This window comes from Rhizobium sp. SL42, from assembly GCF_021729845.1.
GTDB lineage: Bacteria > Pseudomonadota > Alphaproteobacteria > Rhizobiales > Rhizobiaceae > Allorhizobium.
Genome location: NZ_CP063397.1, coordinates 255587 through 273467 on the forward strand (window position 1 = coordinate 255587; position 17881 = coordinate 273467).

21 protein-coding genes are annotated in these 17881 nt (G+C 62.7%); 9 read left to right on the forward strand and 12 right to left on the reverse strand.

Features of this window, described 5'->3' with window-relative positions; genetic code table 11:
* Nucleotides 1–18 precede the first annotated feature (18 nt).
* From IM739_RS01075 to IM739_RS01085, 3 genes are all read right to left on the reverse strand, one after another.
* A complete protein-coding gene (locus IM739_RS01075) occupies nt 19–378 on the reverse strand; it encodes a response regulator (protein ID WP_237369438.1) in 360 nt (119 codons plus the stop codon).
* Between the two features lie 152 nt (nt 379–530).
* A complete protein-coding gene (hpt, locus tag IM739_RS01080) occupies nt 531–1073 on the reverse strand; it encodes a hypoxanthine phosphoribosyltransferase (protein ID WP_237369439.1) in 543 nt (180 codons plus the stop codon).
* 81 nt (nt 1074–1154) lie between these two features.
* Nucleotides 1155–1811 (reverse strand): hypothetical protein, encoded by a 657-nt coding sequence (locus IM739_RS01085; protein ID WP_237369440.1) that lies wholly within the window; start codon nt 1809–1811, stop codon nt 1155–1157.
* Nucleotides 1812–2013: 202 nt separating this feature from the next.
* Between IM739_RS01085 and ftsE the strand changes: the two genes are divergently transcribed.
* The 4 genes from ftsE to IM739_RS01105 all read left to right on the forward strand — a co-directional run bounded on the left by ftsE (nt 2014) and on the right by IM739_RS01105 (nt 5343).
* Complete coding sequence (gene ftsE, locus IM739_RS01090) at nt 2014–2673, forward strand: cell division ATP-binding protein FtsE (protein WP_037075196.1); 660 nt, start codon at nt 2014–2016, stop codon at nt 2671–2673.
* A 55-nt stretch (nt 2674–2728) separates the two neighbouring features.
* A complete protein-coding gene (locus IM739_RS01095; protein WP_442981113.1) occupies nt 2729–3679 on the forward strand; it encodes a cell division protein FtsX in 951 nt (316 codons plus the stop codon).
* A gap of 78 nt (nt 3680–3757) precedes the next feature.
* Nucleotides 3758–4483 carry a YdcF family protein gene (locus IM739_RS01100; RefSeq protein WP_442981077.1) on the forward strand — a complete coding sequence of 242 codons (726 nt, stop codon included), beginning with the start codon at nt 3758–3760 and terminating at the stop codon, nt 4481–4483.
* A gap of 77 nt (nt 4484–4560) precedes the next feature.
* Nucleotides 4561–5343, forward strand: a complete 783-nt coding sequence (locus IM739_RS01105; RefSeq protein ID WP_237369442.1) for a lysophospholipid acyltransferase family protein — start codon at nt 4561–4563, stop codon at nt 5341–5343.
* Nucleotides 5344–5374: 31 nt separating this feature from the next.
* Here IM739_RS01105 and IM739_RS01110 read toward each other — a convergent pair whose 3' ends face one another.
* A complete protein-coding gene (locus IM739_RS01110) occupies nt 5375–5908 on the reverse strand; it encodes a gamma-glutamylcyclotransferase (protein ID WP_237369443.1) in 534 nt (177 codons plus the stop codon).
* Nucleotides 5909–5960: 52 nt separating this feature from the next.
* On the opposite strand from IM739_RS01110, the gene IM739_RS01115 reads away from it, so the two are divergent.
* Nucleotides 5961–6974, forward strand: a complete 1014-nt coding sequence (locus IM739_RS01115) for a DUF2125 domain-containing protein (protein WP_237369444.1) — start codon at nt 5961–5963, stop codon at nt 6972–6974.
* Between the two features lie 39 nt (nt 6975–7013).
* Here the strand turns inward: IM739_RS01115 and IM739_RS01120 are convergent, their stop codons facing one another.
* From IM739_RS01120 to IM739_RS01130, 3 genes are all read right to left on the reverse strand, one after another.
* Nucleotides 7014–7937 (reverse strand): prephenate/arogenate dehydrogenase family protein, encoded by a 924-nt coding sequence (locus IM739_RS01120; protein WP_237369445.1) that lies wholly within the window; start codon nt 7935–7937, stop codon nt 7014–7016.
* On the reverse strand, nt 7937–9043 hold the full coding sequence (gene hisC, locus IM739_RS01125) for a histidinol-phosphate transaminase (RefSeq protein WP_237369446.1): 1107 nt from the start codon (nt 9041–9043) through the stop codon (nt 7937–7939). Before hisC ends, IM739_RS01120 begins: the two co-directional genes overlap by 1 nt.
* Before the next feature lie 144 nt (nt 9044–9187).
* Nucleotides 9188–9940: a class I SAM-dependent methyltransferase gene (locus tag IM739_RS01130; protein WP_237370932.1), complete on the reverse strand. Its 753-nt coding sequence runs from the start codon at nt 9938–9940 to the stop codon at nt 9188–9190.
* 86 nt (nt 9941–10026) lie between these two features.
* On the opposite strand from IM739_RS01130, the gene gloB reads away from it, so the two are divergent.
* Together gloB and IM739_RS01140 are read left to right on the forward strand one after the other, a co-directional pair.
* Nucleotides 10027–10797: a hydroxyacylglutathione hydrolase gene (gloB, locus tag IM739_RS01135; RefSeq protein ID WP_237369447.1), complete on the forward strand. Its 771-nt coding sequence runs from the start codon at nt 10027–10029 to the stop codon at nt 10795–10797.
* Entirely contained in the window at nt 10797–11231 is a 435-nt protein-coding gene (locus IM739_RS01140; RefSeq protein WP_237369448.1) for a cupin domain-containing protein, read from the forward strand. Before gloB ends, IM739_RS01140 begins: the two co-directional genes overlap by 1 nt.
* On the opposite strand, the gene IM739_RS01145 is transcribed toward IM739_RS01140, so the two are convergent.
* The 3 genes from IM739_RS01145 to IM739_RS01155 all read right to left on the reverse strand — a co-directional run bounded on the left by IM739_RS01145 (nt 11228) and on the right by IM739_RS01155 (nt 13604).
* Nucleotides 11228–11881 carry a lysoplasmalogenase gene (locus IM739_RS01145; RefSeq protein WP_237369449.1) on the reverse strand — a complete coding sequence of 218 codons (654 nt, stop codon included), beginning with the start codon at nt 11879–11881 and terminating at the stop codon, nt 11228–11230. The two genes, IM739_RS01140 and IM739_RS01145, sit on opposite strands and share 4 nt — an antisense overlap.
* An 11-nt stretch (nt 11882–11892) precedes the next feature.
* Nucleotides 11893–12771, reverse strand: a complete 879-nt coding sequence (gene yddG, locus IM739_RS01150; protein WP_237369450.1) for an aromatic amino acid exporter YddG — start codon at nt 12769–12771, stop codon at nt 11893–11895.
* Nucleotides 12772–12839: 68 nt separating this feature from the next.
* A complete protein-coding gene (locus IM739_RS01155) occupies nt 12840–13604 on the reverse strand; it encodes a DUF3108 domain-containing protein (RefSeq protein ID WP_237369451.1) in 765 nt (254 codons plus the stop codon).
* A 238-nt stretch (nt 13605–13842) separates the two neighbouring features.
* On the opposite strand from IM739_RS01155, the gene rpmB reads away from it, so the two are divergent.
* Both rpmB and IM739_RS01165 read left to right on the forward strand, forming a co-directional pair.
* Nucleotides 13843–14133 (forward strand): 50S ribosomal protein L28, encoded by a 291-nt coding sequence (rpmB, locus tag IM739_RS01160; RefSeq protein ID WP_237369452.1) that lies wholly within the window; start codon nt 13843–13845, stop codon nt 14131–14133.
* A gap of 162 nt (nt 14134–14295) precedes the next feature.
* On the forward strand, nt 14296–14931 hold the full coding sequence (locus IM739_RS01165; RefSeq protein ID WP_237369453.1) for a VUT family protein: 636 nt from the start codon (nt 14296–14298) through the stop codon (nt 14929–14931).
* Between the two features lie 37 nt (nt 14932–14968).
* Here IM739_RS01165 and IM739_RS01170 read toward each other — a convergent pair whose 3' ends face one another.
* On the reverse strand, nt 14969–15991 hold the full coding sequence (locus tag IM739_RS01170) for an esterase-like activity of phytase family protein (RefSeq protein ID WP_237369454.1): 1023 nt from the start codon (nt 15989–15991) through the stop codon (nt 14969–14971).
* Nucleotides 15984–17879: a cobaltochelatase subunit CobT gene (cobT, locus tag IM739_RS01175; protein WP_237369455.1), complete on the reverse strand. Its 1896-nt coding sequence runs from the start codon at nt 17877–17879 to the stop codon at nt 15984–15986. Before cobT ends, IM739_RS01170 begins: the two co-directional genes overlap by 8 nt.
* Nucleotides 17880–17881 lie beyond the last annotated feature (2 nt).

Here is a 17881-nt window from a genome sequence, read left to right on the forward strand (position 1 = left end):
TCTGCCGGCCAGAGTGCGTCAGCCGGCCAGGGCGCTGGCCACGGCGGCGCGGATATCGGTCAGCGCAAAGGGCTTCGGCACCACATCGATGATCTTCGATGCCAGATCGTCTGCCCGCTCGCGCTGTTCGGCATAGCCAGTCATCAGCAGGATCTTCAGGTCCGGAAAATTGGACGAGGCCCGGTGGGCAAGCTCGATGCCGTCCATGACCGGCATGCGGATATCCGACAGCAGCAGATCGAACGGTTCTTCGCAGAGCAGGGCGAGACCTTCTTCCCCATCGGCCGCTTCGCTGGTTTCGTGGCCGTCGAGCCGCAGGGCGCGGGCGACGAAGGTGCGCAGCGAATCTTCGTCTTCGGTGATCAAGATTCTCGCCATGATTGCATTCAACTCCCGCGATCCGTTTTCATGCCCGTCGGGGCAAATCAACAGAGTTTCCTTGTCGAGAGGTAAACGCGGGACACCCGGTCCCGCGCCATGGTTAACAAGCGGTCAGCGAACGACGGCCAGATGTCGCGAAACGAAACGCCTCAGGCGTCGCCGGTCACCACGCCGACATAGGGCAGTTCGCGGAAGGCATAGGCAACGTCCATGCCGTAGCCGACGACGAAGTAATCGGGGCATTCGAAGCCGACGAAATCAGCCTCAAACACTTCTTTCCGCTTCACTTTCTTGTCGAGAAGCACAGCAATCGTGACGTTTGCGGCACCGCGCTCGTACATCAGTTCCTTGGCGAACAACAGCGTGCGGCCGGACTCGAGAATGTCGTCGATGAGCAGCACATTGCGGCCCCTCACGTCACTGTCGATGTCCTTGATGATCTTCACGCCCTGCGACACCGTGCCTGTGCCATAACTGGACAGCGTGATGAATTCGACCTCCGGCGCGAGCCCGACGTCATGCAACGCACGAATGAGATCGGCAGCGAAGATGAACGAGCCCTTGAGCACCGAAATCACCAGAAGATCGTCGCAGGGACCCTTCATGATATCGGCTGCGAGCTCGTGATTGCGCTCGGCGATCTGTACGGCGGTGAACAGTGGTTCGATATTCTTGCCGCGGACGACGGGCATGGACTTCTCCTTCATGATCGGCCGGTTTCGGCCCTCAGCCCGGCAGCCTGAGACGGCCGGAAAGGCAAGCCCTTAGCACAGTCACGAAGGTGAGACACCCGGATCCTCGAAGGAAAGCCGCAGTTCCGGCATTTTTCCACCAGGATGCTGGAGCCTTGCGGCAACCCCGCGGCTGTGGCCGCCATCGAGATCGGTGACCGGCGCGTCGATATAGGTGCTGGCGATGACCTGTCCGCCGATCAGCAGATCGGCCCTCAGTTTCGGCAGGCTGACGGTATCGTCCGACCGGTTTTCGACGATGGCATTGAGCAACAGGACCTGCATGCCGTTGCTGAATTGCGGGGTCAGGCTGACATGGGTGATGTCGAGCGGGTTGGCCACGGCATCGGTCGAGCCCGAACCTGAATAGAGCTGTCCCGCGATGCCGAAGATGCTGGCAAAGCAGCCGGCGACCAGAAGGGCGAAGCTGACATCGGACAGCCGCTGCAGATGGTGCTCGGCGCTGCGCAGCACCGTCTTCAGGCCGGCGAGGAAGTCCTGGGCAACAGGAGCGCTCGTCGCCGAAGCCGCCTGGAATTTGGCTCTCTGCGGCGGATCGCGCACCACGACGAAATGGGCATCGACGACCTCATGGGTCGTCTGGAAATGCTGGCGCTCGATGCGGCGGCGCGCCCGGTCTGGCGGCAGCAGATCCTGGTCCGGGGCTGCTGCCTGCTTTTGGAAACGGAAGGCGTTCATCTCAGCCGTACCTTTCGCACAGCCAATTCCGGATACCCGAAACTCGGCAGTTGAAACGAATCCACTCCAGACGTAAATTCAAATGGTTAATGCTTCGAAAATATCGGCCATCCGGCTGCCGTTTTGCGGGCATGTTTACCGGCCGTTGACGATCTTCGTTTACGAGCCCCAGACCTCGGACACGTCAGACTGGGCCCAGCCGTTGATCCACTTTGAAAATGTCGGCCTTCGGTATGGAATGGGACCGGAGATCCTCCGCGACCTGACCTTCGACATTCCCAAGAGTTCCTTCCAGTTCCTGACCGGCCCGTCCGGTGCGGGCAAGACGACATTGCTGCGCCTGCTGTTCATGTCGCTGCAGCCGACGCGCGGCATCATCCAGAGCTTCGGCCGCGACATCACCCGCATTCCCCGCAGTGAACTGCCGATGCTGCGCCGCCGCGTCGGCATCGTCTTCCAGGATTTCCGCCTGCTCGACCATTTGACCACCTACGAAAACGTCGCGCTGCCGCTCCGCGTGCGCGGCAAGGAAGAGGGCAGCTACCGGCGCGACGTCATCGAACTGTTGAAATGGGTCGGCCTCGGCGAGCGCATCAACGTGCTGCCGGCCGTGCTGTCGGGCGGCGAGAAACAGCGCGTCGCCATCGCCCGTGCCCTGATCGACCGGCCGGAAATCCTGCTCGCCGACGAACCGACCGGCAATGTCGATCCGCCAATGGCCCGCCGGCTCCTGAGCCTGTTTCTCGAACTCAACCGGCTCGGCACGGCCGTCGTCATCGCCACCCACGATCTGGCCCTGATGGACCAGGTCGATGCGCGCCGCATGATCCTCACCGACGGGCGGCTCGACATCTATGAGTGAGACAGGAACCAACACCCCGCAGCAGCCGGACAAGACACAGAAGCGCCGGGTCGAAATGACCGTCAGGCCGACCGGGCCGATCCTGCCGCCCTCCAACATCCAGGGCAATGCGCTGATGGTGGTCATTGCCATCATGGCCTTTCTGGCCTGCCTGACGCTGGGTGCCGTGTCGATGGTGCGGGCAACGGCGGCTGGCTGGCAGAGCCAGATTTCCCGCGAGGTCACCATCCAGATCAAGCCGGAGGACGGGCTCGACATGGGGGCTGCCCTGGTCAAGGCGCGCGATCTTGCGCTGACCTTCGTCGGCACGCGCGACGGCCGGATCATGGATGATGATGCGACGGCCCGCCTGCTCGAGCCCTGGCTCGGCACCGGCCTCAATCTCGAAGACCTGCCGGTTCCGCGCCTGATCGTCATCACCATCGACGAAAGCAACCCGCCCGATTTCGCCTCGATGCGCGACCTGCTGAAGGTCGAAGTGCCGCAAGCCTTTCTCGACGATCACCGCACCTGGGTCGACCGCCTCGTGCAGATGGCACGCACCACCGTGCTGATCGGTTCCGGCGTGCTGATCCTGGTGTTTACCGCCATGGTGCTGACGGTGGTCTTTGCCACCCGCGGCGCACTATCGGGCAATCGCCACATTATCGAGGTGCTGCATTTCGTCGGCGCCGAGAGCACCTTCGTCGCCCAGGAGTTCCAGAAGCACTTCCTCAAGATCAGTCTGAAGGGTGCGGCCGCCGGCGGCCTGCTCGCGGCCGGCCTGTTCGCCGCAGCCAATTTCTGGCAGACCCGGTCGATGGCCACGCCGGAAAGCGATCAGGCAACGGCACTGTTCGGCACCTTCACCATCGGCTGGACCGGCTATCTCGGCATCTTTGCCACGATGATCGTGATTGCGCTGCTGACCACCATCACCGCCCGCCTGACCGTGATGCGCACCATCTACGAGATCGACCTCATTCGTTCCGATCCGGCGCGAACCGATGGACTTATGGACGATTAATCGTCAAGGAAGCTTGTTGACTTGCCTTAAAGCCGCCTGTTCCGTGTGGAGAATCCGCGCTATTCACGGACAATGAGCATGGACCGGATGACCCGAAACCAACCGTCTCAAGGGGATCGGCCCGACACGTCGGGCCGCGGCCTGTTTGCGCGTCGTGGTCTCCTGCGCCGGTTCCTCCGCTACAGCGGATTGCTCGTCCTGCTCTGTGCAGCCCTTCTCGTCGCAGGCTTCCTGCATTTTGCCGACAGCGTCACCACGCTGCGCCCGCCGGAAAACGTCAAGGCCGACGCGATCGTCGTGCTGACCGGCGGCTACCAGCGGATCGACCAGGCGATTGATCTCCTGAAACGTGGATATGGCGGACGGTTGCTGATTTCCGGCGTCAACCCCTCGACCACGGCCGGCCAGATCCGCCGTGCCACGCGCACGTCACCCGAACTGTTCGCCTGCTGCATCGATATCGGCTACGCCGCGATCGACACGATCGGCAATGCCAACGAGACGGCAAACTGGATCCGCGATCGCGGCTACAAGTCGGTTCTGGTGGTAACCAGTAACTATCACATGGCCCGCAGCCTGATGGAGCTGCGCCGTTCGGACAAGGTGACCGAGTTCATCGGCTATCCCGTGGTCAATGCCGACCTGAAGACGCGGGCCTGGTACCGCGAGCCGGATGCGCTGAGAACCATGCTGGCCGAATATGCAAAGAGCGTCATTGCCTATGCCCGGGGTATCATCGGCTGGAGTGTCGGCCCCGGCTTGCGCTCGTCGGGAGAAATCGCCGACCCGGCCGACGAGAGCTGAGTAATTCCCCGCCGACCGGCTTTTGCTCGGCCGTGTTTTACGATAGGGACGTTTCGCCTGTCCACGGAAACGACCTGATGATCACCCTGCGTTCCATCCTGTTCAATACGGCCTTCTACACCAACATGATCCTTCGCATGATCCTGTTGTCGCCCTTCTATTTTCTCGCGCCACGCAAGACTGCGTTCTGGGTGCCGAAGGGCTGGGCAAGTTCCTCGCATTGGCTGCTGAAGACGATCGTCGGCACGACCTTCACCGTCGAGGGGCTCGAGAACATTCCGAAGGGCGGCTATATCCTGGCCCCGAAGCACCAGTCTTTCTGGGATACATTCGCCCTGCTGCCCTGGCTCGACGATCCGGTCTACATCCTCAAGCGCGAACTGATGTGGATCCCGGTCTTCGGCTGGTATGTCGCCAAACAGCGGATGATCCCGGTCAACCGCGGCGCCAAGGGCAAGGTGATGGCCGAAGTGATCGAGCGCACCAAGAGCGAGATGCGCAACGGCCGCCAGCTGATCATCTACCCGGAGGGCACACGGCGGTCGCCCGGGGCGACGCCGGAATATAAATACGGCATTGCCCGCCTCTATCGCGATCTCGGCGTACCCGTCGTACCGGTCGCCATGCATCCCGGCCTGTTCTGGCCACGTCGCAAGTTCCAGCGTTATCCCGGTCATTTCAAGGTGCGCATCCTGCCGGCCATCGAGCCGGGTCTCGATCCGGACATGTTCTTCGACACACTGATGGAACGCCTCGAGGCCGCCAGCGACGAGCTGCTGATCGAAACCGCGCGTGACAACCCGCATGTGCCGCTGCCGCCGACGGCGGTGAAGCGCCTGGCGGAACTGCAGACAAGCTGAAACACCGAAAGACGAGAGCGCGGGCTGGACGTCAGCCCGGCTGACCGATCGCCTCGATCGCCGCGACCACACCTTCCAGCCAGTGGTCGCGAATGCCCATTTCGCGCAGATGGGCGGCGGTGTTCGCCACATAGGCCGGGTTCGGACCAGACTGGCCAACCGCGCTGGCAACGATCTGTGCCGCCTCTTCGACCGTGACGGCCCCGCCATATTGCGGATGCGCCCGGTCGACCACATAGGTCAGGCCGGTCACCTGGCGTCCGTCATCGAAGCGCAGCCGGACGGTGCGTTCGAGATAGACATTGGTGACAAGTTCCCGTTCGCGCAGATAGGCAAGCGTGTCCGGCCACGCCCGGGGATCGATGCGAAAGGCAATGCCGCGGCAGGAGCCGCCGCGATCGAGGCCCAGCACTAGGCCTGGGCGCGCCTCGGTCCCGCGATGTACCCAAGAACGCACGCAGAGGGACCGCCGATAGCCGGTCAGGCGAGCCTGAACCCGTTCTTCGAAAGCAAAGCCGGGGTTCCACATCAAGGATCCGTAGCCAAAGACCCAAAATTCGTCCATATCGCAGGCCAATCCACTTACTCAGGATTTGATCGTCACTCAGGAGCAACTTATGGCAACGCCGTCCACAGCGCCCGCAAGCGCCACAAGCCGCAAGGTGTTTCGTCTCGGCGTTTTTATCGTCCTGTTCATCGCTGTCTATAGCGTCGCCTGGTATTTTGCCGCCGAATACCTGCGCCGACAGATCGTTGCCTTCTTCGAAGGCGGCAATCCGGCCGCCATCACCGCCAATTGCGAGCAGCCGCGGATCGGTGGCTATCCCTTCCGCTTCCGGCTGAACTGCGACCGTCTGTCGCTCGACGACAACTACCAGGGCATCTCCGCCTCATTCGGCGCCGTGCGGGCCGCAGCCCAGATCTATGCGCCCGGCCATGTCGTCTGGGAACTGGACGGTCCTGCCGAAATCCGCTCGGCCCTGGGGTTCCATTCCACGATCGAATGGGAAGACCTGCGTTCGAGCTTCAACGCGACACTGTCCGGCCTGCAGCGCAGTTCCCTCGAAATCCGTGACCTGAAGGCGCAACTGATCTCGACGGTCAGCCCGCTGAAGCTCGAGCTGACGGCTCCGCATGCGGAAAGCCACATCAGGGGCAATGCTGGCGATCTTGACTACGCGGCCCTGGTCCGCGACGCGGTGCTGGCAATTGGCGGCAACCCGGTCGGCCTGCCGCCTGCATCCGCCAGCATCGACGTGACATTTGCCGAACGCGGCGGCCTGCTGCAGCCGGCCCTGGCGCATAGCCAGAGACTTTACGGCACCAAGGGCGAGATCCGACGCTTTGTCACGGATCTGGGCGAAGGCCGTGTGCTGACCCTGAGCGGCCCGTTTTCGGTCGGCGATGACGGGCTGATTTCCGGTCAGATCCGCGCCGAAATTGAAGGTATCAAAGCCTGGAACCAGGCGCTTGGTGTCGCCTATCCCGACATGAAGGATACATTCGACGACGTGGCCAGGGTGCTTGCCGTCGTCTCCTTCGGCCAGGACAGGGGCTCTGCCGAAATCACCATCCAAGACGGGGTCGCATCGCTCGGGTTCATCCCGCTCGGCACGATACCGCCCCTTTGAGACAGGAGCGGCAAGGGCAAGGCGGCAAGGCGAAAAACGCTACTTGTCGAGCGTATGACGGCCGAAGTCCGGCACGTCGACATCCTGGCCGGCCTCGATGATCGAGCGGCGCACGGCGCGCGTCCGGGTGAACAGCTCGATCAGCTTGTCGCCCTCGCCCCAGCGGATCGCCCGCTGCAGGTAGGCAAGATCCTCGGAAAACCGCGCCAGCATTTCCAGGATCGCATCCTTGTTGTGCAGGCAGACATCGCGCCACATGGTCGGATCGGACGCCGCGAGGCGGGTGAAGTCACGGAAACCGGAGGCCGAATACTTGATGACTTCGGACTCCGTTACGGCTTCCAGATCATCCGCGGTACCGACGATGTTATAGGCGATGATATGCGGCAGATGCGACACGATCGCCAGAACCTTGTCGTGATGCTGCGGGTCCATCTCGTCGATACGCGATCCGAGCGCCTGCCAGAAGCCCCCCAGACGCGCCAGCGCATCCGCATCGGTGCCGGGCAGCGGCGTGAAGATGCACCAGCGGCCCTTGAACAGGCCGGAAAAGCCGGCATCCGGACCCGATTTTTCAGTGCCGGCCAGCGGATGACCCGGAATGAAATGCACGCCTTCCGGCAAATGCGGCGCCATCTGCGCAATCACCGAAGCCTTAGTCGAACCGACATCGGTGACGATCGCGCCGGGTTTCAGGCTGGACGCGATCTGTTGTGCCACAGCTCCCGATGCACCGACAGGCACCGAGACGATAATCAGGTCGGCATCCCCGACCGCCTCGGCGGCCGACGTCGTATATGACGTTCCGAGCCCGAGTTCTTCGGCCCGTTTCAGTGTCTCGGCGCTGCGCGTCGAGATCACCACCTCCCGTGCCAGTCCCAGTTTCTGGATGTCGCGCGCGATCGACGAACCGATGAGGCCGATACCGATCAGGGCAATGCGATTGAACAGGATTTCAGACATCAGCCACGTCCCATGAATTCCGTGAGCGCCTTGACGACGCCGTTATTGGCTTCTTCGCTACCGATCGTCATGCGCAGCGCATTGGCAAAACCGTAGGCCCGCACGGCGCGCAGGATGAAGCCACGACTGGTAAGGAAATCATCCGCATCGGTGGCGCGCTTGCCATCGGCGTCCGGAAAATGAATGAGGATGAAATTGGCAACCGATGGCGTGACCGTCAGGCCAAGCGCGGTCAGTGCCTCCGACACCCGGGCAAGCCAGTCGAGGTTATGCGCGACCGACCGGGCGGTGAAGGCCTGGTCGCGGATCGCCGCCGCACCGGCCGCCATCGCCGGCGCATTGATGTTGAACGGCCCACGCACCCGGTCGAGCGCATCGATGATCTCGGCTGGCGCATAGGCCCAGCCGATGCGCAACGCCGCCAACCCGTAGACCTTGGAAAAGGTCCGCGTCATCACGACATTGCGGTTGCCGGAGACCAGTTCGATACCGGCCTCGTAGTCGTTGCGGCGGACATATTCGGCATAGGCGGCATCGAGAACCAGGATCACATGCGGCGGCAGGCCGGCATGCAGCCGGCGCACCTCGCTCAGCGGCACATAGGTACCGGTCGGATTGCCCGGATTTGCGAGGAAGACGATCTTGGTCTTGTCCGTGACGGCCGCAAGGATCGCGTCGACGTCGACGCGGCAGTCGGTCTCCTTCACCGCCACCGGTGTGGCACCCGCTGCCAGGATCTGGATCTTGTAGACCAGGAAGCCGTGCTCGGTGACGATGCCCTCGTCGCCAGGGCCGAGATAGACATGGCAGAGCAGGCCGAGCAATTCGTCCGAGCCATTGCCGCAAAGGATGTTGGCCGCGTTCAGCCCGTGCACCTCGGCTATCGCCTCGCGCAAGGCCCGGGCCTGGCCGTCGGGATATTTTTCCAGGCTGGTGGCCGCGGCGGCGAAGGCCTCGATTGCCTTGGGGCTCGGTCCGAACGGCGTCTCGTTCGACGACAGCTTGAAGACGCGCGCGACACCCGGCGCATGTTCCTTGCCGGGCACATAGGCGGCGATATCCAGGATCCCCGGCCGGGGCATCGGCTTCGTCATGGCGACACTCATGCGACTGCTTTCTGTCGTGAAAACGGTGCGGTAACGGCACCCTTGATAAGCGCATGCAATAAAATGGAAATCGTCGATTGTCGAGGCTCGCCGGCACTGTGCCGGATTGGGCCGGAAGGCAAGACACAAGCCCGCCGGCAATCCTCAGCCGTGGTCGGTGGCAGTCCGTGTGGTCGGAACGCCATGCGGCGCAAGCACTGGCGCAAAGACGCGCCGGGAGGCGCGGGCTGCGACCGGCAGGCCCTGGTAGAGCCGTTTCTGCGCCTCGACGACGATAACGCCGGAAAATGCCGGCCACAGCAGGCCACCCAGCTTTTCGAAACCGCTGCGCAGGCGCAGAACAGCGCGGATCTTAGATGGCGGAAAGAACAGCGCTTCGGCGCTGGCGCCGGGGGTGAAATTCGTCTCGCGCAGCAAGGCCGTCAGCTGCCCGCGCGAATAGGGCCGGCCAGAACCGAACGGCGTGTGCTCCATGCGCGCCCAGACGCCGCGACGATTGGGCACGACGATGACCAGCCGCCCGCCCGGCGCCAGCACCCGCCAGATTTCCTTCAGCGTCTCGCGTGGGTTTTCGGCAAATTCCAGCGAATGCACCATCAGCACTCGATCGACGGACGAATCCGACAGAGGCAGTTCCTCCTCGAAGACGAGCGCGGTCGCCGAGGGCTCGCCGACCGGCCAGTTCACCGCGCCCTGCCCGGCCGGCATGAAGGCGAGCGTCCGTTCGGTATCGGCGCGGAAACGATCGAGAAACGGGGTGCAATAGCCGAGCCCCACCAGTCGCTCCTGCGGCAGCCGTGCCCAGAGCGAAGAGAGCGCCAGGGCGATAGACTGTTCGGCCACGCGGCCAAGCATGGTGTAGTAGAACTGGCGAAGGTCAACGATATCGACATGCATGACGCCATTGTTAGCAGCCAGCGATTGGACTTCAAGAGTTTCCAAGCTACATTCGCGCCAACAATATGGGAACGGATGGCTGGACAATGAAATCCCTTGAAATCGATGTGTTTCTCTGCCGCAGCGACAACTTCGGCGTTCTTCTGCATTGCCCGGATTCAGGCCTCACGGCATGCATCGACGCACCCGAACTCGAACCGATCCTGGCCGCGGCCGAGCGCCGCGACTGGACGATCACCCATATTTTCACAACCCATCATCACGGCGACCATGTGGAAGCCAATCTTGCGCTGAAAGAGCGCTTCAACTGCGAGATCATCGGGCCGCGCAACGAGGCGGTGGCCATACCCGGCATTGATCGCACCGTCGGCGACGGCGACGAATTCGCCTTCGGCAAGCATCTGGTCAGGGTAATCGAAACCCCGGGCCATACGGCGGGCCATGTCTGCTACCACCTGCCGGAAGACAAGCTGCTGTTTTCGGCCGACACCCTGTTTGCGCTCGGATGCGGCCGCCTGTTCGAACGCTCGGCAATAGACATGTGGCATTCGCTGCAGAAGCTGGCCGAATTGCCGGACGAAACGATCGTCTATTTCGGCCACGAATACACACTGTCGAACGCCCGCTTTGCCCTCACCATCGATCCGGACAACAGCCGGCTGAAATCACGCGCCGAGGATATCGAGATCATGCGGGCGCGGGGCGATTTCACCGTGCCGACGACGATTGCGCTGGAGAAGGAAACCAACCCCTTCCTGCGGGCCAACGATCCGGACATCCGCCGGACGCTGGGCATGCCGACAGAAAGCGACGAGGATGTGTTTGCCGAGATCCGCAAGCGCAAGGACAATTTCTGATGACGGCCGCGGAGATCATCGAGACCCTCGGCATGGAGCGCCATCCCGAGGGCGGCTGGTATGTGCAGACCTTCAAGGACGACCATGGCGGCGCACGCGGCCATTCCACGGCGATCTACTATCTGCTCGAGGCCGGCGAGCGCTCCCATTGGCACAGGGTCAGGGTCCGGGACGCCGCAGAGGTCTGGCACTACTATGCCGGGGCACCCCTGGCGCTGAGCTGGTCCAGCGACGGGCGCACGGTCGACACGATCATTCTCGGCACAGACCTGCTTGAGGGCGAGCGCCCGCAGGCAATCATTGCCGCCAATGACTGGCAGGCGGCCGAAAGCCTTGGCGCCTATACGCTGGTTGGCTGCACCGTCGCGCCCGGCTTCGACTTTTCCGCCTTCGAGATGGCGCCGGCCGGCTGGACGCCGGATGACAGCCGTTAGATCGCCCGGTCCGATGAAAGCGTGACGGTCAGGATCAGCTGCGCGGCATAATAGGTCGCCCACACGGCGTAGCCGGCCGGATTGTCGAACCGGTGATCGGGGCCCCAGCGGAACCGCCGCAGCGCAAGCAGCGTGTCCGATAGGATGAATATCGCCGTGCCCAGGATCACCCAGGGACCGGGGATCCTCAGCGCCATCCAGGCAACCAGGAGAAAGACCGCCACATAGGCAAGGATCGCCGGCAGAAGGCGGCCCGCCTGCCGCCGGATCAGGCAGACAACGGCGAGCGTAGCCACAAGGATCAGTGCGCCCGCAACCGGACGCCATGCGTCGGCAAACATCAGTCCAGGCACGCCGAGCGGCGCCATCACGACAGCATAGGCGAGATGCGACAGGAGAAAGGCGACGAGCCCGCCGACAAAAGCGCGGGCGCCGTCAAAGGCCAGGAAGCCATCGCCGGCCGCGCCCAGAAGAAGGGAAAGGATCAGCAGCGCCGGCGCGCCGACCAGCAAGCCGTAAAGTGCAAGCAGCAGGATCGGCAAGGTTTTCCACGCGGCCCGCGGATAGGTCTTCTGTCGCGGCAGCACCCGGAAATAGCCAAGGCCCAGCGCGACCGAGAGCATCAGAACCCCGGTCGCCGGCGTGACCATGCTGCCTCCCTCTAGGACTGGACCTTGCGTCGTTTGAAGACCATATCGCGCGCAGCCAGCATAGCGCCACCGGTGATCAGCACACAGGCCAAGCCAATTCTGACACTAACCTCGCCAAACCCAAAAATGATCAGGATCAAGGTCGACAGCAGGGGGGCAGCGTAGCTTGAGGCGCCGAGAATCTGGATATCGCCATTCTTGACGCCGTAGTCCCAGACATAGAAGGCAGCACCCACCGGCAGTAGCCCAAGCCCGACCACAGCCGCCCATTGCGTCCAGTCGTCCGGCCAGACGGTCGTCTCAAGCATCAGATGGCAGACGAGCGACAGCACGGAAGTGGCCAGGCAAAAACCGGTGACGACATCGGTGGACACCGCCTCGAAGCGCCGGCTGAGCAGGGAATAGCCTGCCCAGGTAAACGCGCAGAGGAAAGCCGCGAAATAGCCCAGCGCATAGGCCGGATCGAAGGCAACGCCATTCTTGGCAACGATCAGCACCGTGCCGGCCAGGCCGGCAAGCGAGCCTGCGATATGGTGCCAGCCCAGCCGTTCGCCCGGCAGCAGCGCCGAACCAACGACGATCAGCAGCGGCCAGAGATAGGCGATCAGGCCCGCCTCGACCGCCGGTGCATTCCGGAGTGCGGTGAAATACAGGAAATGATAGCCGAACAGACCGCCGACGCCGACAAGCCAGACCTTGCCCGGCTGGCGCAACTCCTTCAGCCGCTCGGGCCGCAGGACAAAGATCGCCAGGCCCGGAAGGCTGCCGATGGCAAAGGTGATGGCCGACAACTGGAAGGGCGGCATCGTGCCTGAGGCGGCCGTCATCAGTGCCAGGAAGGACCACATCAAGATTGCGGTAAAGCCGATCAACGTCGCCTTGGTCTTCATTCATCCCCCATAAGGGGCCCCCGTGCGGGCCCCGTGCAGGCCCCAGGCGGGATGAAAACCCGTGCCTGCTAGCCGTCGAATTTCTGCGCCGAGACGTAGATCGTTCCGTAGCGTGTCGGCACGCGCGCATAGACCGGAGCATATAGCTTGAGGGTTGCGGTCTTGGCAAACCAGATCTCCATGCCCTCGACCGAGCGCATGTATTCGATATCCTTGCGCCCCTTGCGATAACCGGACCTGGGCACGTACTTGACCCCGCAGACCACCGCCTCGCCCTTGAGTTTGCCGGCGGAATAACCTTCGGTACGCTTCGGCGACAGGACGAGATCCATCCGGCTTTCGCCGTCATAGACCGGCAGCGTCTGCGAACAGACATCGGCGTCGCCGGGAATGAGGAAGGCACCGATCGGATCGAGCACCGCTTTCAGATCGCCGTCGGCCACGGGCACCCATGTATCCGGCCGCGGCTTCGGCTTCGGTTCAACCAATGTTTCCACAACGCTCCCGCCGCGATACTTCACATCATAGGTGCTGGTCTTTCGACCATCCTTGTATTCGAGCTGATACCGGTCTGGCTGGAAACGCTGGCCGTCGACCTGGCCGGAAACGCTGCTCCGGGCGGAGATCTCCTTGACGATGTCGACCAGCCCGGACGAACGGAAGTGCCCGCCGATCGTGTAGCGCCCGCCATCCACTTCCGTCTCGAAGGACAAACGGGCAATCGGCAGCACGCCCAGCGAAACGCTGTATTCCGTGTTGTAGCGCACCTCCGCTGCATCGGCAGAGCCGAGGGAGGACAGAACAAGACCGATGACCAGACTGGCAGTACGCAATGATCGACCCTCAGGCATGGGGGCCGAAAATCCGGCGACCCGATATCGGCATCTTACCGTGGACTATGGCAATAAAATAACGCAATGACGGTACCGGAGCCGGAAAATCCAAGGTTTGGCTTGACGCGCAGGTTCTGTCTGACTATAGAACCGCAACTTTCCAATCAAGCGCTGTTGGATTGCCTGCCCGGCATTTGGCCGGAAGCGATGCGATGGCCTAGAAAATAATAGGTGTACCATGTCCCGCAGTTGCGAATTGACCGGCAAGGGCGTCCAGTCGGGCAACAATGTTAGCCACGCGAACAACAAGACCAAGCGTCGGTTCCTGCCGAACCTGTGCGACGTCACGTTGATCTCGGATGCTCTCAACCAGCGTTACCGTCTGCGCGTTTCGGCTGCAGCACTGCGCACGGTCGAGCATCGCGGCGGTCTCGACGCGTTCCTGATCAAGGCCTCTGAAACCGAACTGAGCATGCGCGCTCGTCTGCTGCGTCGCCAGATCGTCAAGAAGACCGCTGAAGCCGCTTAATTTCAAGCGCTGACGCAAGCTTAAAAGGCTTGGCCGGACACCCGGGCAAGCCTTTTCCTTTGACGTGAATCCGGCGGCAGGTCCAATGTCTGCGCTCCAATTTCACGAACGACCCTGAACATCATTGTCCCTCTAACTGGTGGCATCACCCAGGATAAAAAAATGCTGAAGACACGCTATTTCGTTCTCTACAGCCTGCTCATGACGGCGATTGTCGTCGCTTCCAACTTCCTCGTGCAATTCCCTCTGGGCGGCACGCTGGCAGGCATCAATCTCGCCGATCTTCTGACCTTCGGCGCCTTCACCTATCCGATTTCCTTCCTGATCACCGACCTGACCAACCGTCAGTTTGGCCCGGGCACCGCACGCAAGGTCGTCTTTGTCGGCTTTGTCGTCGGCGTCGCGTTGTCGATCGCACTCGCCAGCCCGCGGATCGCGATTGCCTCCGGCTCCGCCTTCCTGATCGGCCAGCTTCTCGACATCTCGGTGTTCAACCGTCTGCGTCAGTTGTCCTGGTGGAAGGCGCCGCTGATGGGCTCGCTGTTCGGATCGGTTCTCGACACAGTGATCTTCTTCTCCCTGTCATTCGCGCCGATCTTCAGCTTCATCGGCCCGAATGACGATTTTGCCATTGCCTCGGCACCGATCTTCGGCGTGCTGGCTGCAGAAGCACCGCGCTGGATCTCATGGGCACTCGGCGACTTTGCCGTGAAGATGCTCGTCGGCATCGTGATGCTGCTGCCCTACGGCGCCCTGATGAGCGTTGTGCGGCCGATGCCGGTGCGCACGGCTTCCTGAGAGCAGGAATAGCATACAGCAACCGTCTGGACCCGGCTCACGGCTCCAGACGGAATTCCAGCATCACAGTGCGCTGCAGAATGGAATGATTGTCGTCCGAGACGGCGATCAGGTGAATTGAACCATCTTTCGCAACCACGGCATCGATCCCCTCCATGTTGTCGATCTCGGATGCATGGTCGGCTTCGAAGATGACCGGGCCGTCGACGATCGCTCCAGACCGGATCAGAGCACCATCGATGCGACGCAGCCGCATCGCGACGCCCGAGGCAATCGAGAATCGGCGTTCCAGCAGGACAAGGTCACCGGAAGGGAGGAAGACGCCATCGGTGATCTCGAAACCGTCATGCGGGCGGACACGAAATTCCCCGGCAAGCGGCCCGCCAAGGATACCGGCAAAATTGTTGCCGTCCTCATCGACGCTCTTTTCCGTGATAGCCACCACCGCTCCTTCGAGCGGTCCGTCGGCCGGAGCCACCACCAGCGCCTCTATGCCGCCATTGCCGCGCAGACGCGAGACCGGGAAGGGCAAAGCCAGAGGCGTCGACGGGCGCGCAGTAGCCAGCGACGCAAGCGGCTGATAGGCGACAACCCTGTGGCGCTGTTCAAAGCCGACCAGGGCCGCGCCATCGACAAGCGCAAGGCTTTCGGCATCCACCTGATATTTGCTGACGCTTTCGTGACCGTCGCGATCGAGCATGGCGGAAAGCGTGACATCGGTGACACCGGACAGAAGGCCATCCGGACCGCGCTCAATCCGGCCCTCGATCCAGTATCCGGTGTCGAACACACCGACAAAACGAGAATCGTCAACAATGCGAATGGAGGAAAAGGCGCCAAACAGCGGCTCCTCGGACGAAATCTCCAGGCCGCCGACGAAGCTGACCCCTTCGACACTGCGCGGTGCTCCGCCCAATGAGGCGATCGCACGCGATTGTATCCCGATCGGCAGCGCTTCGCCCGGCTTCAATTCCGATGGGGTGCACGAGGCCAGCAGCAACACCGAGGCCAGCGTCAAAAGGCTTGCGCCGGACAGACGACCCGGAACTGGCCTAGGCACGACGGCGGCGTCCACCACCCGAGCCCGAGCTATTGTCCTCGAACAGCGAAGCCAGCTGCTCGGTCATTGCACCGGCCAGTTCGTCGGCATCGACAATGGTGACCGCGCGGCGATAGTAGCGCGTCACGTCGTGGCCGATGCCGATGGCCAGCAGTTCGACCGGCGAGCGCGTCTCGATCTGCTCGATCACCGCACGCAGATGGCGTTCGAGGTAGTTGCCCGGATTGACCGACAGCGTCGAATCGTCGACCGGCGCGCCGTCGGAGATCATCATCATGATCTTGCGCTGCTCGCGCCGCGCCATCAGCCGGTTATGCGCCCACATCAGCGCCTCGCCATCGATGTTTTCCTTGAGCAGGCCTTCGCGCATCATCAGACCGAGATTGCGCCGTGCGCGGCGCCAGGGGGCATCGGCCGACTTGTAGATGATATGACGCAGGTCGTTGAGACGGCCGGGCGTCGGCGGCTTGCCGCCGGCAAGCCATTTCTCTCTGGACTGCCCGCCCTTCCACGCCTTGGTGGTAAAGCCGAGGATCTCGACCTTGACGCCGCAGCGCTCGAGCGTGCGGGCAAGGATATCGGCGCAGGTCGCGGCAACCGTGATCGGACGGCCGCGCATCGAGCCGGAATTGTCGATCACCAGCGTCACGACGGTATCGCGGAACTTGGTGTCCTTTTCCTTCTTGAAGGACAGCGGCTGCATCGGATCGATGACCAGACGAACCAGACGGGCCGGATCGAGGTAACCCTCCTCGAGATCGAACTCCCAGGAGCGGTTCTGCTGCGCCATCAGCCGGCGCTGCAGCCGGTTGGCCAGGCGGCCGACGGCACCCTGCAGATGGGCCAGCTGCTTGTCGAGGAATGCGCGCAGGCGATCAAGCTCGGCTTCGTCGCAAAGCTCTTCCGCGGTGATCTCCTCGTCGAATTCCTCGGTAAAGATCTTGTAGTCGACCTTCTCGTTGAAATCGTCGAACGGCGTCGACGGCCGGCGCATTTCGCCCGGCGTCTCACTGTCGTCCTCGCCCTCGTCGGCCATGTCGTCGTCGGAAATCTCCGCGCCGTCCATCTCGCCGTCGTCCATCTGCTCCTGCGAGGCTTCGCTCTCGTCGGCCGGCGCGGATTCGGAGCCTGCCTCTTCCTCGGCGCTTTCCTGGTCCTCGTCGCCGCTGCGCGGCTGGTCCTCGTCGGTGCTTTCGTCGTCCTCACCCTGCTCCTGGTCGTCGCCCACATCCTCTGCCATCTCCATGGCCGACAGCATGTGGCGGATCACCCGGGCGAAATTCTGCTGGTCGTCGATCGTGTTCGGCAGGTTGTCGAGATCGGCACCGGCCTTGTCCTCGATGAACGAGCGCCAGAGATCGAGCACCTTGCCGGCCGTCTCCGGCGGCTTCTGGCCGGTCAGCTTCTCGCGCACCAGCATGGCGACGGCCTCCTGGATCGGCGCATCTTCCTGGCGGCTGATGGTCGAGAAATTCGCCTTGGCGTATTTCTCTGTATTCATCGACTGGATGTTGGAGGCGACGCCCGGCATGCGCAGCGAGCCGATCGCCTCGACGCGCGCCTGCTCGACCGCGTCGAAGATCATCCGGGCATCGGCGCCTTGCGGGGCCATCGAGGCATGGATCTTCTGGTCATGGCAGGCAATGCGCAACGCCATCGAATCGCCGAGACCGCGGGTCACGGCGAGTTCGTGCGCGGTCGGGCGCTTCGATAGTTCCGGCAGGCGCACGCGCTCGCCGGCAAGGCCCGGACGTTCGTTGGCAAAGGCGACCTCGACCTGCGGGTCGCCCGCGATCGAGCGGACGCAGCCGGTAATCGCACGGCGCAACGGCTCCGTATCCACCGCGCCGTTCGCCTTGGCCCTGCTATTGTCGCCGCGCCCTGCCATGC